The sequence below is a fragment of the Paraburkholderia agricolaris genome, from assembly GCF_009455635.1.
In the GTDB taxonomy this organism is placed as follows: Bacteria; Pseudomonadota; Gammaproteobacteria; order Burkholderiales; family Burkholderiaceae; genus Paraburkholderia; species Paraburkholderia agricolaris.
Genome location: NZ_QPER01000001.1, coordinates 1,593,751 through 1,610,060, shown reverse-complemented (window position 1 = coordinate 1,610,060; position 16,310 = coordinate 1,593,751). Strand labels below are relative to the sequence as shown.

The window sequence follows — 16,310 nt, the reverse complement described above, 5'->3', positions numbered from 1 at the left end:
CGCAAGCAGCCACCGAGGCCCACATGGGCCGTTTCTGATCCGACTTGCCGGACCAGCCAGTCCGGCGGAATTCTTCTAGTTAAGCTCTTGCAACACAAAAACGCGTGCGGCCGGCGAAGCCGGCCTGCACGCCTGACTACCCATTGCCTGCGCGATTAGCGCGGGCGATAGCCGTACAGGTCGCCGTCGTGCGTCTGCACGACCAGCGTTTCGCCGGCCAGCACCGGCGCCGCGGTAATCGCGCTGCCGTCGGTCTTCATCCGGGCCACGAGCGTGCCGTCGTCGCGCGACAGGAAGTGCACAAAGCCTTGATAGTCGCCCAGCACGGCGGCGTGACCCAGGATGAACGGGACGCTGAGCTCACGGTTCTTCAGCTTGTCGTTCTTCCACAGCTGCGTGCCGTTGGTAGCGTCGAACGCCGACACCACCGACCAGTCGTCGGCCGCCACCACTGCGCGATCGTCCTGCGCGAGGCCGCTCGTGCTCGAGAACGCCTTTTCCCACAGCGCGCGGCCCGAGTTCGCATCGAAGCAGCCAATCTGACCCTGGAACGTCACCGCGCAGGTTTCCGAACCGACCAGCGTAGGCGGACCCGTCACGTCATTAATACGCTCGACTTCCGTCACGCCCTTCGGATACGACACCGGCGTCTGCCAGTAGTTGTCGCCGGTCTGCAGGTTGATCGCGGCGAACGCGCCGCCCGGGAAGCCTGCCAGCACCGCCGCGTCGCCCGCGAACGTCATGCCCGACGAGACGCGCAGATTGAGCGGCACGGCGCGATTACGGTAGTTCCACTTCTGTTCGCCGGTTTGCGCATTGAACGCGACAATTTGACCGTCGACCGTGCGCACCACCACGAGGCCGTTGCCAACCAGTGGCGGCGAAATGATTTCGCCGGGCGCCTTGGCGGTCCACAATTGCTTGCCGTCAGCGCCGAGCACGTAGACATCGCCCTTCAGCCCGCCGACCGCGGTGAGCGTGCCATCGCTGCCGACACCTGCCGAGAGGTCGTCATGCAGTTTGACGCGCCAGATGTCCTGGCCAGTCTGCGCGTCGATCTTCGCGACCGAGCCGTTCGCGCCGGCCGCGTACACCGCGTTGCCGACCGCGACCGGCGAGAACAGGTAACGACCCGCCTTGCCCACGCTGGCCTTCCACGCCTGCTGCACGTCGAGCACAGGTTTGAACTCGGTGAGCGGCGTCGGCACGCGGCGCTCGTCTTTCGTGGATGAGCAAGCCGCCATGGTGAGGACGGTCATCGCACAGGCAACGGGCACAGCGTAACGTTTCAGCAGATTCATCGGTGGACGAAGCATTCAGGAAGTTAATTAAAGGAGACCGGTTGGTCGTGTCATGCGGCGCACTGCATGCGGCGATTAGCCGCCCAGCGCGTCCAGCTTGAACTGAATCAACTGGCGAGCCGAGCTGTCATTTTTCGACAGCGAGTCGAGCGCGAGCTTGTAGGCCGCACGTGCGTCGTCACGCTTACCTTGCGCAGCGAGCAGGTCACCGCGGCCATTCGCCACAATGCCCTTGAACGCGTCGGACTGCGGTTCGGCGAGCAGTGCGAGGCCCTGGTCGTAGGCCTTGTCGTCGAGCAGCAGCGAAGCCAGACGCAGCTTGGCGATCTGCTTGAACTCGTCGTCTTTGGCGTGATCGATGGTCCATTGCAACTGGGCCTTCGCGGCGGCTTCGTCACCCGCGGCGTACAGCGCTTTGGCAGCACCGAGCGCGGTCATTTGCGCATACGCGGTGCTACTGAACTTGTCTTCCATGTCGGTGGCGACGCGCGTGATTTTCGCCTTGTCGCCCGATGCAACCGCTTGCTGCACCTGGTCATACAGCACTGCGGCTTCCGCCGCCTGACGCCGTTGCCAGAAATTCCAGCCGTTCCAGCCGGCTGCGGCAACCAGCGCCACCAGCACGATCCACGTGGTTGCATTACCCCACTGCGTCCACCATGCCTTCAGGCTTTCAATCGATTCTTGTTCGTCGTGGTAACTCATCGCCCGGCGATTTCCTCTTTTTGATACGTGTGCGTGTCAAGCCAGCAGGCTCGACGACATCGCGATCAGTCGTCGCCGTCTTCGGCGGTTGCAACCATCGCATTGATTAGAAATTCGGTCAAGTCTTCGGCGGGCACGTTATGTTGCTCGTTTTTACCGCCGTTAGAACTTGTATCACGGAGCGGTTTGACGCCGACCGTGCCGTTGGCGATCTCATCTTCGCCAAGCACCACCGCGAAGGCCGCACCGCTTGCGTCGGCGCGCTTCATCTGCGACTTGAAGCTCGCCGTCTGGCCGTCTGCGCTGCAATGCAGGATCACGTCGAGGCCCGTATCGCGCAAACGCTCGGCAATGATAAAGGCCTGCTCACGTGCCGCGTCGCCCTGATGGACCACGTAGACATCGCAACCTTCGTCTTCCGGCACGAGTTGCTCTTCTTTCAGCAGCTCGAGGATACGCTCGACCCCCATTGCCCAGCCGCACGCGCCCGTTGGCTTGCCGCCAAGCTGTTCGATCAGCGGATCGTAACGGCCACCGGCTGCCACTGTACCTTGCGCGCCAAGCTTGTCGGTCACCCATTCGAACACGGTCAGATTGTAATAATCGAGACCGCGCACGAGACGCGGATTGATCGTGAACGGAATGTTGTTCGCCTTCAGAATGCGCTGCAAGCCTTCGAAGTGCGCACGCGATTCTTCGCCGAGAAAATCGATCAGCTTCGGCGCGTTCTGCGCGACTTCCTGCATCGCCGGATTCTTCGTGTCGAGCACGCGCAGCGGGTTCGTGTACAGGCGGCGCTTTGCCTCCTCGTCGAGCACGTCCATGTGCTTTTCGAGGTACGCGATCAACTCGACGCGATGGGCCGCGCGCTCTTCTGCGAGACCCAGCGAATTGAGTTCGAGCTTGATGCCCATAAGCCCAAGGTCGTCCCACAACCGCTGGCACATCATGATGATTTCAGCGTCGGTGTCGGGGCCCGCGAAGCCTAATGCTTCCACGCCGACCTGATGAAACTGGCGGTAGCGGCCGCGCTGCGGGCGCTCGTGACGGAACATCGGGCCGATGTACCACAGACGTTTCGGACCGTCGTACAGCATGTTGTGCTCGATCGTCGCGCGCACGACAGCCGCCGTGTTTTCCGGACGCATCGTCAGATTTTCGCCGTTCAGCGCGTCGGTGAAGCTGTACATCTCTTTCTCGACGATGTCGGTCACCTCGCCGATCCCGCGCTTGAACAATTGCGTATGCTCGATGATCGGCGTACGAATATTCTGGTATCCGTACGAACGCAGCATCGACTTGACGGTTGCTTCAAAAAATTCCCACAGCCCGGCTTCCTGCGGAAGGATGTCGTTCATGCCCTTCACGCCGGACAACTTTTCGAGCTTTTTCTTCTGTTCAGTCATCTGTCTTCGATTGACGGTATTTAGTTGAGTGCTTCGGCGCGGCCGGCTTCGGCGCGGCCATAGCGGCGCTCGACGTAGTCACTCACGATTTGCTGGAATTCTTGCGCGATGTTATCGCCGCGCAGCGTCTTGACCTTCTCGCCGTCGATGAACACCGGCGCGGCCGGATTTTCGCCCGACCCCGGCAAGCTGATGCCGATATTCGCCTGCTTCGATTCGCCCGGGCCGTTGACGATACAGCCCATCACCGCCACGTGCATCTTCTCGACGCCAGGATACTGATCGCGCCACACCGGCATCTGCGTACGCAGATAGGTCTGGATTTGCGACGCAAGTTCCTGGAACAGCGTGCTGGTGGTGCGGCCACAACCCGGGCACGCGATCACCATCGGCGTGAACGAGCGCAGACCCATGGTCTGCAGAATTTCCTGACCGACGACCACTTCGCCGGTGCGCGGGCCGCCCGGTTCCGGCGTCAACGAGATGCGGATCGTGTCGCCGATACCCTGCTGCAGCAATACAGACAACGCAGCAGTCGACGCCACGATGCCCTTGGAGCCCATGCCGGCTTCGGTCAAGCCAAGATGCAGCGCGAATTCGCAACGGCGCGCGAGTTCACGATACACCGCGATCAGATCCTGCACGCCACTAACCTTGCACGACAGAATGATCTTGTTGCGCGGCAGGCCGATTTCCACAGCGCGCTCAGCCGAGCCGATCGCCGACTGGATCAGCGCTTCGTACATCACGCTCTGCGCTTCCCAGGGCGTGGAACGCGCGGCGTTTTCGTCCATCATCTTCGCGAGCAGATCCTGGTCGAGGCTGCCCCAGTTGACGCCGATCCGCACTGGTTTGTCGTACTTCACCGCCGCTTCGATCATTTGCGCGAACTGCGTGTCGCGCTTCGCGCCGTGGCCGACGTTGCCCGGGTTGATCCGGTACTTCGACAGCGACTCCGCGCACGCGGGGTAATCGCGCAACAGCAAATGGCCGTTGTAATGAAAATCGCCGACCAGCGGCACCGACACACCCATGCGGTCGAGTTGCTCGCGAACCGCCGGCACGGCCGCCGCCGCTTCCGGCGTATTGACCGTGATACGCACCAGCTCAGAACCGGCTTGCGCAAGCTCCTTGATCTGGATTGCGGTGCCGATAGCGTCAGCGGTGTCGGTGTTCGTCATCGACTGGACGCGCACGGGCGCATCGCCGCCGATGGTGACGAGCTGACCGCCCCAACGGACATCGACCGCGTGCGACTTGCGCCGCGCAGCGTGGCCGCCGAACACCGGTTCGTTTGAAACGATCTTGCTACTGGATTGGGATTGAGCTTCGGATTGCATCGAAAAACCCATTTACGCCGCATGCGCCACACAAAAAACGTAGCGCCTGAATTGAAAAAGCGTCGCGAGCCGGTTGGCCGCGACGCATACCGTATCTATATCAAGGCAACGCGAAGCGCGCCACGTTGCCCTTGGCTGCCGAATATTTCGACGGATCGACTGGCTGGCCGTCGAGCGTAAGCGACTCGAGACCCGCCTTGTTGCCCACCGTAATCTTGAACGGCGCCACGCCCGTCACTTCCTTCGTATCGCCTGCGTGCACGAGGCCGGAAAATACTTCCTTGCCGTCCTTGCCACGCACGCTGAACCAACTGTCTTGCGTCACCCGCAACGCGACGATCGCCTCACCCGCGGCCGGCGCTGCCGTTGCCGCGTTCGATGCGCCTATCGCGGCGACCACCGGCGCATTCGCGCTCGGCGCTACCGCCTGGACCTGCGAACCAGCAGCCTTCGGCGCAACCGCTGCGGCCGCAACTGCCGGCGCGGAAGATGGTGCCGTATCGGCCGTACCCGTCGCCAACGGTGCAGGCATCGGCGTGCCCGACGCTGCGTTATCGGCTGCGGCTGCGGCTGCCTGCGAGTCCGGCGTGGAAGCAGCCTCATCTGCGGTTGTCTCGGAACCTGCCGCCTGACCCTGTGCCACCGCGCCCGATGCTCCGGTCGCGCCACCCGCTGCGCCATTGGCGCTCGCCTTCAACCTGGCGAGCCAAGCCGACGAATCGCCGCCGTTGGTATGCCACATGCCGAGCGCGATCACAGCAACGATCACCGCCGCGATGCCCCATAACCATGAACGGCTCTTTTGCCCACTACCGCCGAGCGACAGCGAGACGCGGCCGCGCGGCAAATCCTTACCGGACGAAGCCGGCATCGACAGATCCGGTGCAGGCACGCCCTTCTCGCGACGCAGGGCCTGCGTGAACGGCGTGGGATCGGCGCCGAGCATCTTCGCGTAGCTGCGTACCACGCCAAGCGCAAAGGTCGTGTCCGGCAAGTGGCTGATGTCACCCGATTCGAGCGCACGCAATTTGGTGACGGATACCTTCAGGCGTGCCGACACGTCTTCGATCGTCCAGCCCTTCGATTCACGCAATTGGGTCAAGCGCGCGCCCACCGCTGCCAATGAATCGAAACTCGCCGGACCCGACTGCGTAACAGGCTGCACCACCGCCCGAGCGACCGGCGCCGGATGGCCTTCATTTCCGTCTGTGTCCTGCGGCTGCGGGTGCTGCGGCTCACTCATCCCAAATCCTTTCGCGTCGATTCTTTTTCACTTGTGCAACCCGGACGGGCCAAAGCCTCGCGCCCGAATCGCAGACCGTTTATAACAAAATGCGCGGCCTTGTGTGCCGCTTCCGATCGCTTCTGCAAACTTTCTTTTCAATCGCCGAAGACATATAGGGGTTTTTTGCACGCCCGGATGACTTTCTTCCGGACACCGCGCCCTGCCGTCTCGCGCGATTACACGGCACGAACCTCGATCACCTTCGCTGCCCTCCCGGTACGCTCAGCAAGGCGCGTGCGGTCTTTCACCGCACCGGCCAACTGACCGCAGGCAGCGTCGATATCATCGCCGCGTGTCTTACGCACCGTGGTGACAACGCCCGCGTCCATCAACACTTGTGCAAACCGCTTGATCTGCTCCGGCTTCGAGCGGATGAGACCCGACTCGGGAAACGGATTGAACGGAATCAGGTTGAACTTGCATGGTACGTCTCGCGTAACGGCCAGCAATTCGCGTGCTTGCGCTTCACTGTCGTTCACGCCGTCGAGCATGCAATATTCGAAAGTAATGAAATCGCGCGGCGCAACCTTCAGATAGCGCTGACAGGCGGCCATCAGTTCGCGCAGCGGATACTTTTTGTTGAGCGGCACCAACATGTCGCGCAGCGGGTCGCTTGGCGCATGCAACGATACCGCGAGCGCCACCGGCAAATCGGCGCCGAGCCGGTCCATCATGGGCACCACGCCCGAAGTGGATAACGTGACGCGCCGGCGCGACAGGCCGTACGCGTTGTCGTCCAGCATCAGACGCATCGCGGGCACCACCGCGTCGTAATTAAGGAGTGGCTCGCCCATGCCCATCATCACCACGTTCGTGACGACGCGCTCACCTTTGCCGTCGCCACCCGTGGCTCGGCCACCATCCGTGCCGCGCGTCGCACGCAGCGCGAATTCGGCCATGCGCAGCTGGCCAATGATTTCGCCGGTGGTGAGGTTGCGCGAGAAACCCTGTTTGCCGGTCGAACAAAAACGGCAGTTGACCGCGCACCCGGCCTGCGACGACACGCACAGCGTGCCACGCGTTTCTTCGGGGATATAGACGGTTTCAACCGCGTTGCTGTTGCCGACGTCGATCAGCCACTTGCGTGTGCCGTCGGTCGAAATATTGTCGCTGACGATGCCGGGCATCGTGATCGTGGCGCGTCCCTTGAGCTTTTCGCGCAAGGACTTCGCCAGATCGGTCATGCCGTCGAAGTCGGCAGCGTTGTACTGATGGATCCAGCGCTGCAATTGCTTGGCGCGAAACGGCTTCTCGCCCAGGCTGTCGCAGTAGGCGACAAGCCCTTGGGCGTCAAGGTCGAGAAGGTTGACGGTGGGACTGCTCGTCATATCGAATCCTGCCATTTCAGTGCGAGACTGTGTTCATGCAACAAGCTGCATGAACGCAATGCCGTTCGCGCCCATTCCTGCTGCTTTACCTTACTACTTTGCCGGGCTGTTCGTGCGGATTCGTGCGACAAATCCAACGGCTGCACACGAATCACGCCGGCAGCTTAAACCCGCTTAACGCGAGTAAACGTTCACTTCCGGGAAGAAGAACGCGATTTCAACTGCTGCCGTTTCAGCGGCGTCCGAACCGTGCACCGCGTTAGCGTCGATGCTGTCGGCGAAATCGGCGCGGATCGTGCCCTTTTCTGCCTTCTTCGGGTCCGTTGCACCCATCAGGTCGCGGTGCTTCAGGATCGCGTTTTCGCCTTCCAGCGCTTGCACGACCACCGGGCCCGAGATCATGAAATCAACCAGATCCTTGAAGAACGGACGTGCTGCGTGCACAGCGTAGAACTTCTCTGCGTCTGCGCGCGACAATTGGACCATGCGCGAAGCCACGATCTTCAGGCCAGCGTTTTCGAAACGGCTGTAGATCTGACCGATCACGTTCTTTGCCACTGCGTCCGGCTTGATAATCGACAGGGTGCGTTCGATCGCCATAAAAACTCCAAAAAATTAAGAGGTTACAGATTCAAATGAATCCGCTATTGTAGCATGTTCCCGTGTATGATTGCGATTGAACCCTTACAGTATTGAAAGAATTCAAGCAGGAGTCAGAGAATACTGGTAGCGTAGGCCGTGTGGACATTTTCTGGGTATTGAAACTCCCCGCCAGCGCGCCAATCTTAGGAATGAGAACCCTGCGACTGGCGGTAAAAATTCCGGCCGGCGCTGTACGACCTGCTGCCCAACCCGCGGCACAACCATTACGCAACACGCTTCTGAGGTAAGGAGAGACCATGAACGATCATCCGTATAGCTTTGGCCGCAATGGCGCGGTCAGCACGGTCGAGACCCGCAACCGCGTACTACGGAACACCTACTGGCTGCTAGCGCTGTCCATGATTCCGACCGTGCTCGGCGCGTGGGTAGGCCTGACCACTGGCTTTTCGCTGTTCGCCGCCACCAGCCCTGCCATGAGCATGCTGGCGTTCTTCGCGATCGCCTTCGGCTTCATGTTCGCGATCCAGAAGACCAAAGACAGCGCAGTCGGCGTGTTCGTGCTGCTCGGTTTCACGTTCTTCATGGGCCTGATGCTCTCCCGCATCCTGAGCTTCGTGCTCGGTTTTTCGAACGGCCCGTCGCTGATCATGCTCGCGTTTGGTGGCACTGGTGTGATCTTCGCCTCCATGGCAACGATCGCCACCGTCAGCAAGCGTGACTTCTCGGGTCTCGGCAAGTGGCTGTTCATGGGCGTGATCGTGCTGCTGCTGGCTTCGGTCGCGAACGTGTTCCTGCACCTGCCGGCGTTGATGCTGACCGTCTCGGTGCTGGCCATCGTGATCTTCTCGGCCTACATGCTGTTCGACGTGCAGCGCGTCGTGAACGGCGGCGAAACGAACTACATCACCGCCACGCTCGCGATCTATCTGGACCTGTACAACGTGTTCGTCAACCTGCTCGCGCTGCTCGGCATCTTCGGCGGCAACCGCAACTAAGCCTGACGAGGGCCGGCGTCTGAAACGCCGGCCTTGAAGAAAAAGCCCATGGCGAGCAATCGTCATGGGCTTTTTGCTTTTGCAACTGCCGGCGCGCTAACAGTGAATCGCCGGACACGAGCTCGCCGCTGATAATCAGGAACAGATCACAAGCTCAGCCACGCGAAGCCTTCATCCTGAGAAGCAACGATTACTTCGGTCGGCGCGGCGCCTAGCACACCCGCCATGGCAGCCTGCGCCAGTTCCGGCGAATTGTTCTGCTGGCTCAGATGCGCGGCCACCAGATAGCGCAAGCGCGAGCGGTCGAGCGAGGCCAGGATTTCAGCCGCCGCCTCATTGTTCAGATGCCCATGATTGCCGCCAATGCGCGCCTTCAGCGATTGTGGATACCGGCTGCCCGCCAGCATCCGCACATCGTGATTGCACTCGAGCACCAGCGCGTCGCAACCGCTCAGCACCGCGCTGATGTGCGGCGTGGAGGTGCCGACGTCGGTCAGCACGCCAAGCCGGCTCGCGCCATTGGAGAGCACGTATTGCAGCGGCTCGCGGGCGTCGTGAGGAACGGTGTAGGGGAGAACGCTGAGGTCGCCGATTGCCACCGCTTCGTCGCCCCACAACACCTGCAGGTCGACATCGGCTTCGTCGGCACCCACCGCGCGGGCGGTGCCCCAGCTCATGTACAGCGGGATCGACCACTTGCGCGCCAGCGTCAGCGCGCTGCCAATGTGGTCGCTATGCTCATGTGTAATCAGAATGGCGTCGAGACCTTCGACGCCCGCGCCGAGCCGCGCCAACCGCCGCTCGACTTCCTTGGCTGAAAAGCCGCAATCAAGCAGAACCCGTGTGGTGGTCGCGCCGTTCTGCGCTTCCACCAGCAAGGCATTGCCTTCGCTGCCGCTGCCGAGACTGGCGAAGCGCACAGCCCGCCTAGTTCAGTTGCGCGTGCAGCAGCGTCACGATGCGCTGCGCGTCGGACGAGTTATCCACCTGCCCGTTCGCATCCAGCACCGCCACCTGCGTCACGGCGTCGCCCTTCGCGCGGACATTGACGAGGAACTCCTGGCCCGGCTTCTTCGACGAATTGCCGCTGTAGAACAGCTTGCCGAAGAGCCCTTCCTTCTTCAGCTCCTGCATCGAGTCGGCGTAACGCACGTAGTAGATACCTTTCGCGCGATCACGGTTGTCGACGGTAAAGTTGGTGCGGTCGAGCGCAAGGCCCACGCGCAGCCATGCGCGATCGAACGATTCCTGCAGGTCGAGCGTCGATACGCCCGCGCTCTGGTCGATCGTGGCCGGCGCAGTGGCCGGGCGGGCGTCAGTCAGGAGCTGCTTCGACTGCGCTTCGGTCAGGCCGAACTTCTGCATCAGCTTGGTCAGGAACAGTGCTTCCAGCGCCGGATCGCGCGGACGCTCTTCCCAGCGCGACGACGTCTTGTCCTGGCCCGTCAGCATTTCTTCCATCGCGCTATGCGTGATGGAGATGTCGGTGGTGTCAGCCGGACCGCGCGACACGAGCGTGCGGAAGCTGTCACGGGTACCCGACGAGTAAGCAAAGTCAATCACCTTGCCGACCGTCCGACGGAACCAGTCGTCCGGAATATTGGCGCGGTTTTCGGCCCAGTCGGTCGTCATGATGCCGGTGGCCGGCGCATCGGTTTTCAGCGCGAAGCCATTCTCCTGCCAGAACTCCTGCAATTGCGGCCACAGTTGTTCAGGCGTGCGGCCGTCGACGACCAGCCAGCGGCGATCGCCGTCACGCTCGATGTGCATGCCCAACGGGTCTTGCGCACTCGGCAGGCCTTCCGTCGCATTGCCCGCTGCCGTGACCGCGCGTTGCGGCGAGCCGCCCAGCGCCAGATTGGCCGGCGGCGCCACGTAGCGCTGATCGGTCGGTGTGGTGGTCAGATCGCCCGGAACAGCGAGCGGCGGCGCGCTGCCCGCGCCCTTGTAGTTGACGCGGTCGGAGGCGAACCAGTCGTTCAGCGTGTCACAGCCGGCGAGCGTTACGAGAGCAAGCGCCAGCGCCGCCATGCGGGTTGCGTGGAGGGAAAGTGCGGAACGTTTCATGAGGTCCTTCGTGATGCTGGAACGCGGTGCCTGGTTCTGTGTGCCGGGAACGTGGGCTGGATCGACGTCGGTTAAGGGAATGCCGGTGGCAGGCTTTGGTTAAGCTGGGAGTTGCCGGGACAAACCCGCTTAGCCCAGCAGACCCGCTTCGCGCAACGCGCCGCGCACCACTTCGTGGTATTGCGCGTCGAGCGGCGTAAGCGGCAGGCGGATTCCGCCCTGCACACGACCCAGTTGCTGCAACGCCCATTTCGCAGGAATCGGGTTCGATTCGATGAACAGGTTCTTATGCAGCGACAGGAGTTTCAAATGAATCTCGCGGGCAGTCTTTGCGTCCGCGGCCAGCGCGGCTTTGCACAGCTCGCTCATCGCGCGCGGCGCGACGTTCGCGGTGACCGAAATATTACCGTGGCCGCCAAGCAGCATCAGCGCGATTGCCGTGGGGTCGTCACCGCTGTAGATGCCGAAATGGGCCGGCGCCGACTTGATCAGGTGCGCGGCGCGATCGATGTTGCCGGTCGCTTCCTTCACACCGATGATGCCCGGCACCTGCGCGCAACGCAGAATCGTTTCGTTGCTCATGTCCGCGACCGTACGGCCCGGCACGTTGTACAGGATCACCGGCAGATCGACGGTTTCGGCAATCTTCGCGAAGTGGCGATAGATGCCTTCCTGAGTCGGCTTGTTGTAGTACGGAACGACCTGCAAAGTGGCGTCCGCGCCGACTTCCTTGGCCTGCTGCGTGAGTTCGATGGCTTCCGTAGTGGAGTTGCCGCCCGAGCCCGCGATCACCGGAATCCGGCCCGCCGTATGCTCGACTGCGGTTTTGACCATCAGCACGTGTTCCTCGACCGACAGCGTGGCCGACTCGCCGCTCGTGCCGACCACGACCAGCGCGTTCGTGCCCTCTTCGATATGCCAGTCGATCAGTTTGCGAAACGCCGGCAGATCGAGACCGCCGTCTTCGAGCATCGGGGTAATGATGGCAGGAATGCTGCCGCGAATCTGAACGCCGCCAGTGCTGCTTTGATTGCCGTTAGTCATGAAACGCCATGAATTTGATCAGGTAAACCGCGATTGTAGCGGATTAGCCAGCCAGCTCGTAACAAGGCGGGGGCACCGCCTCTGTGCGGCCGGCTGAACGATCCGCCTCCATGATTGCGCATATCCGCTGGACGTAAGCCGGACGCGGCTGCGCGAGAAATCCGTCTTCAAATGCGACCACCCGGAGATGGCCTCGCACCACGTCGAACAACTCGCCGGGCGCGAGCAAAAACGCCGGATTAGACGGTTTGCCGACGCTTTCGTTGCCTTGCGCAAAGGTCTCGTAAACCAGCACGCCGCCGGGCGCGAGCGAACGCAACAGCTGCGGAAACAGCGGCCGGTGCAGGTAGTTCGTGACCACGATCGCGGCAAACTTCGCGCCGGAGGGCAACGGCCACGCGGCGCCTTCAAGGTCGGCAACGAGGGTGGTGACAAGTGCTTCGTCGCGCATCAGGTCCAGCGCGGCCGCGTCCCGGTCAAGCGCGGTCACCGGATGGCCCAGCCCGGCAAAGAAGCGCGCATGCCGCCCTGCTCCCGACGCCACGTCGAGCACCGCGCCGCCAGCCGCGACCAGATGCGCCCAGTGACGCACCCAGCGCGACGGTTCGCCGTTTCCGTGCGAGGAACCGTCCAGCATGGTCACGGGCGTGCTCATCATGTCAGCGCGACAAAGTGGTGTCAGTTGTACGAGAGGCCCATTGCCTCGCGCACGTCGCGCATCGTTTCCGACGCGTACTTGCGAGCCTTGTCGCAGCCGTCGGCGACGATCGCGCGCAACAGCGACGGATCGTCCATGTACTTCTGCGCGCGCTCCAGCATCGGCTGCTGTTCGCGCAGAATGCCTTCGATCACCGGCTGCTTGCACTCGAGGCAGCCAATTCCTGCCGTTCGGCAGCCCTTCTGCACCCACTCGTGCGTGGCTTCGTCCGTGTAGACCTGATGCAGTTGCCACACCGGGCACTTGTCCGGATCGCCCGGATCGGTGCGGCGCACGCGAGCCGGATCGGTCGGCATGGTGCGGACCTTCTTGGTGATCGTTTCCGCGTCTTCGCGCAAGCCGATCGTGTTGCCGTACGACTTCGACATCTTCTGGCCGTCCAGACCCGGCATACGCGACGCCTCGGTCAGCATGGCTTGCGGCTCGACCAGAATGATCTTGCGCGAGCCTTCGAGGTAGCCGAACAGACGTTCGCGATCGCTCATCGACAGGCTCTGCGATTCCTGCAGCATTGCCCGCGCCTGTTCGAGTGCCTCGTCGTCGCCTTCCTGCTGATAGGCGTTGCGCAGCTCGTGATAAAGCTTGGCGCGCTTGCCGCCCAACTTCTTCGCGGCTTCATTGGCCTTCTCTTCGAAGCCCGGCTCGCGGCCATACAGATAGTTGAAGCGGCGCGCAATTTCGCGCGTCATTTCGACGTGCGGCACCTGGTCTTCGCCGACCGGCACGAGCGAGCCGCGATACAGCAGAATATCCGCCGCCATCAGCACCGGATAGCCGAGGAAGCCGTAGGTGGACAGATCCTTGTCCTTCAGCTTCTCCTGCTGCTCCTTGTAAGTCGGCACACGTTCGAGCCAGCCGAGCGGCGTGCTCATGCCGAGCAGCAATGCCAGCTCCGCATGCTCGGGCACCTTGCTCTGGATGAAGAGCGTGGCCTGCGCCGGATCGATGCCGGAGGCGAGCCAGTCGATCAGCACGTCCCAGACGTTCTTTTCGATCACTTCGGGCGTTTCGTAGTGCGTCGTCAGCGCGTGCCAATCGACCACACAAAAGAAGCACGGGTATTCGGACTGCAGCCGCACCCAGTTTTTCAGCACGCCGTGATAGTGGCCGAGGTGCAGCGACCCGGTGGGCCGCATGCCGGAGAAGATACGGTCTGGGAACATGGTTATTTAGAAAAGCGAAACAAGTGGAGTCAGAATTGCGGTGATCGCACCATAGCCGAGCGTGACGAGCGGGCTGAGCCAATAACGCGTGAGCGTGCCCGTCATGACCAGCGCCATCACGATGAAAAAACCGTACGGCTCGAGGCGCGACAGCGCGATCGATTGCCGTGGCGGCAACAGCGCCATCAGCACGCGGCCGCCGTCGAGCGGGGGCAACGGGAACAGATTGAGTACGCCAAGCACGAGGTTCACGCCGACGCCGGCTGCCGCCATACGTGTGAAGAAAGGTTCGTCGACGCCCGTTACAGCAAACGCGACGCCGACCAGGCCCCACACCAGCGCCTGCACGAAATTGCAGGCCGGTCCGGCGGCCGCGACCCACAGACTACCCCAACGCGGATTGCGCAGATTGCCGAAGGCGACCGGCACGGGCTTCGCGTAACCGAACATGAACGCACCGCTGGTGGCGAAGTACAACAGCAAGGGAATCGCGATCGTGCCGAGCGGATCGATATGCCGCATCGGATTGAGGGAGACGCGGCCGAGCACGTACGCGGTATTGTCGCCGAGCCAGCGCGCGACGTAGCCATGCGCGGCTTCATGCAACGTGATCGCGAAAATCACCGGCAACGCGTAAACCGCAATGGTCTGTATCAGGGAAGAATCCATAACTCGCTATTGTAACAACGCGACTGCGTACGTCTGTCCGCTTTCGCTTATGCCGTCTCTTCGAGACCGAACGGCGCGAGAGAACCGCGCCCTGCCCGCACCAGCACCGGCTCAGCGCCGCTCAGATCGATCACGGTGGACGGTTCGCACACGCAGGGGCCGCCGTCGATCACCAGGTCCAGCTGTTTCTCGAGCCGCTCGCGAATCTCTTCCGGATCGTTCAGCGGCTGGGTTTCGTCCGGCATGATCAGCGTGGAGCCAATCAGTGGCTGACCCAGCTCTTCGAGAATCGCAAGTGTGATGGCGTGCTCAGGTACCCGCAGGCCGATCGTCTTGCGCGACGGATGCGACAGGCGCCGTGGCACCTCCTTGGTGGCCTGCAAGACAAACACATAGGGGCCTGGCGTGACCGATTTGATCAAACGAAACTGGCGGTTATCGACCATCGCGAAGTTCGCCAGCTCCGACAGATCGCGCACCAGCAGCGACAGCAGCGCTTTCTCGTCGAGCCCGCGAATCCGCCGCAAACGCTCGACCGCATCCTTGTCGTCGAGATGACAGGCGAGCGCGTAGCTCGAATCGGTCGGCAATGCGACGACGCCGCCATCGTTGATGATCTGCACGGCCTGCTTGACGAGGCGCGGCTGCGGGTTATCCGGATGAAGCCGAAAGTATTGGGACATTTTGGCTAACGGTGACTACGGATGGAAAGTCGGGTGAACGCAAGCCCGTCGAACAAGGGCTTTCGCGCGTATCGTGCCGCCGTGGCGCGGCGCGCGATCACAACCAGCGTTCCCAGACAGGCTTGAGATCGGAAGGCAGTTGCGGCAGCGTACCGAGATCGATGCGGCCCTCGCCGGGTGCATGGAAGTCGGAACCGCGCGAGGCTTCGAAGCCATAACGGCGCGCGACGTCCGCATATTCGCGGTACTGATCCGGCGTGTGGCTGCCCGTCACCACTTCGATGGCTTTGCCGCCGAGGTCGATGAATTCAGCGAAAAACGCGTCGAACTCCACCGGCGAGTATGCGTAGCGACCCGGGTGCGCGACGATCGCCTCGCCGCCGGCCGCCTGAATCCAGCCAACCGCGTCCGCCAGTTTCGCCCACCGATGTGACACATAGCCGGGCTTGCCGTCGCCGAGATAGCGATTGAACACGTCCTGCGTCGAGCTGGCGTAGCCGCTTTCGACCATGAAACGCGCGAAGTGCGTGCGCGAGATCATGTCCGGATTCGATACGTATTTGAGCGCGCCCTGATAGGCGTCGGGAATACCGAGCGTGGCCAGCTGTTCGCCGATTGCTTCGGCGCGCGCCGCGCGGCCGTTGCGGGTGCGCGCGAGGCCGTCGATCAGGATCGAACTGGTTGGATCGATGCCGAGCCCGACAATGTGCACCGTGCGCGAAGCCCATGTCACCGAGATTTCCACGCCACTCACGTAAGCCATGTCGAGCGCCTCGGCGGCGCTGCGCGCTTCGTGCTGGCCGCCCAGCTCGTCGTGATCGGTCAGCGCCCACAGCGTCACGCCGCCCGCGTGCGCGCGGCGCGCGACATCGGCCGGGGCGAACTGGCCATCGGAAACGGTGGAGTGACAATGGAGGTCGGCGTTCATCTTTGTCTTGAGAAGGTTCTGTACTCATTTTACTGCAACGCAGTAAGTGATCGCAGCGCTATCTCGCGATAGGGG

16 protein-coding genes are annotated in these 16,310 nt (G+C 62.3%); 1 reads left to right on the top strand and 15 read right to left on the bottom strand.

The genetic code is table 11. The annotated features are described in order from the left end of the window. Positions 1-155: 155 nt before the first annotated feature. From bamB to ndk, 7 genes are all read right to left on the bottom strand, one after another. A complete protein-coding gene (bamB, locus tag GH665_RS07345) occupies positions 156-1,301 on the bottom strand; it encodes an outer membrane protein assembly factor BamB (protein WP_153135301.1) in 1,146 nt (381 codons plus the stop codon). Between the two features lie 75 nt (positions 1,302-1,376). Then, positions 1,377-2,006, bottom strand: coding sequence for a YfgM family protein (locus GH665_RS07340; protein WP_106313431.1), 630 nt, complete (start codon positions 2,004-2,006; stop codon positions 1,377-1,379). Between the two features lie 65 nt (positions 2,007-2,071). After that, entirely contained in the window at positions 2,072-3,412 is a 1,341-nt protein-coding gene (hisS, locus tag GH665_RS07335) for a histidine--tRNA ligase (RefSeq protein WP_153135300.1), read from the bottom strand. Between the two features lie 20 nt (positions 3,413-3,432). After that, positions 3,433-4,764: a flavodoxin-dependent (E)-4-hydroxy-3-methylbut-2-enyl-diphosphate synthase gene (gene ispG, locus GH665_RS07330; RefSeq protein WP_153135299.1), complete on the bottom strand. Its 1,332-nt coding sequence runs from the start codon at positions 4,762-4,764 to the stop codon at positions 3,433-3,435. An 88-nt stretch (positions 4,765-4,852) separates the two neighbouring features. Further along, positions 4,853-5,995, bottom strand: a complete 1,143-nt coding sequence (locus GH665_RS07325) for a helix-turn-helix domain-containing protein (protein ID WP_153135298.1) — start codon at positions 5,993-5,995, stop codon at positions 4,853-4,855. Between the two features lie 218 nt (positions 5,996-6,213). Next, positions 6,214-7,365 (bottom strand): dual-specificity RNA methyltransferase RlmN, encoded by a 1,152-nt coding sequence (gene rlmN / locus GH665_RS07320; RefSeq protein WP_120343776.1) that lies wholly within the window; start codon positions 7,363-7,365, stop codon positions 6,214-6,216. A gap of 174 nt (positions 7,366-7,539) precedes the next feature. Beyond that, positions 7,540-7,965, bottom strand: a complete 426-nt coding sequence (gene ndk, locus GH665_RS07315) for a nucleoside-diphosphate kinase (RefSeq protein WP_028199528.1) — start codon at positions 7,963-7,965, stop codon at positions 7,540-7,542. 299 nt (positions 7,966-8,264) lie between these two features. Here ndk and GH665_RS07310 point away from each other — a divergent pair, with 299 nt between their 5' ends. Continuing rightward, positions 8,265-8,963, top strand: coding sequence for a Bax inhibitor-1/YccA family protein (locus GH665_RS07310; RefSeq protein ID WP_153135297.1), 699 nt, complete (start codon positions 8,265-8,267; stop codon positions 8,961-8,963). Between the two features lie 146 nt (positions 8,964-9,109). Here the strand turns inward: GH665_RS07310 and GH665_RS07305 are convergent, their stop codons facing one another. The 8 genes from GH665_RS07305 to GH665_RS07270 all read right to left on the bottom strand — a co-directional run bounded on the left by GH665_RS07305 (position 9,110) and on the right by GH665_RS07270 (position 16,235). Continuing rightward, positions 9,110-9,883: an MBL fold metallo-hydrolase gene (locus GH665_RS07305; RefSeq protein ID WP_153135296.1), complete on the bottom strand. Its 774-nt coding sequence runs from the start codon at positions 9,881-9,883 to the stop codon at positions 9,110-9,112. 7 nt (positions 9,884-9,890) lie between these two features. Continuing rightward, positions 9,891-11,030, bottom strand: coding sequence for an outer membrane protein assembly factor BamC (gene bamC / locus GH665_RS07300; RefSeq protein ID WP_153135295.1), 1,140 nt, complete (start codon positions 11,028-11,030; stop codon positions 9,891-9,893). A gap of 129 nt (positions 11,031-11,159) precedes the next feature. Continuing rightward, positions 11,160-12,074: a 4-hydroxy-tetrahydrodipicolinate synthase gene (gene dapA / locus GH665_RS07295; RefSeq protein ID WP_028199524.1), complete on the bottom strand. Its 915-nt coding sequence runs from the start codon at positions 12,072-12,074 to the stop codon at positions 11,160-11,162. A 43-nt stretch (positions 12,075-12,117) separates the two neighbouring features. Then, positions 12,118-12,729 (bottom strand): class I SAM-dependent methyltransferase, encoded by a 612-nt coding sequence (locus GH665_RS07290; RefSeq protein ID WP_153138284.1) that lies wholly within the window; start codon positions 12,727-12,729, stop codon positions 12,118-12,120. A 23-nt stretch (positions 12,730-12,752) separates the two neighbouring features. Further along, the gene (locus GH665_RS07285) at positions 12,753-13,955 is read right to left on the bottom strand and encodes a tryptophan--tRNA ligase (protein ID WP_153135294.1); all 1,203 of its coding nucleotides are present in this window, start codon (positions 13,953-13,955) and stop codon (positions 12,753-12,755) included. Positions 13,956-13,961: 6 nt separating this feature from the next. Beyond that, entirely contained in the window at positions 13,962-14,624 is a 663-nt protein-coding gene (locus GH665_RS07280; RefSeq protein WP_153135293.1) for a site-2 protease family protein, read from the bottom strand. Between the two features lie 47 nt (positions 14,625-14,671). After that, entirely contained in the window at positions 14,672-15,307 is a 636-nt protein-coding gene (locus tag GH665_RS07275) for an L-threonylcarbamoyladenylate synthase (protein ID WP_153135292.1), read from the bottom strand. A gap of 97 nt (positions 15,308-15,404) precedes the next feature. Continuing rightward, positions 15,405-16,235: a 3',5'-nucleoside bisphosphate phosphatase gene (locus GH665_RS07270; RefSeq protein ID WP_153135291.1), complete on the bottom strand. Its 831-nt coding sequence runs from the start codon at positions 16,233-16,235 to the stop codon at positions 15,405-15,407. Positions 16,236-16,310 lie beyond the last annotated feature (75 nt).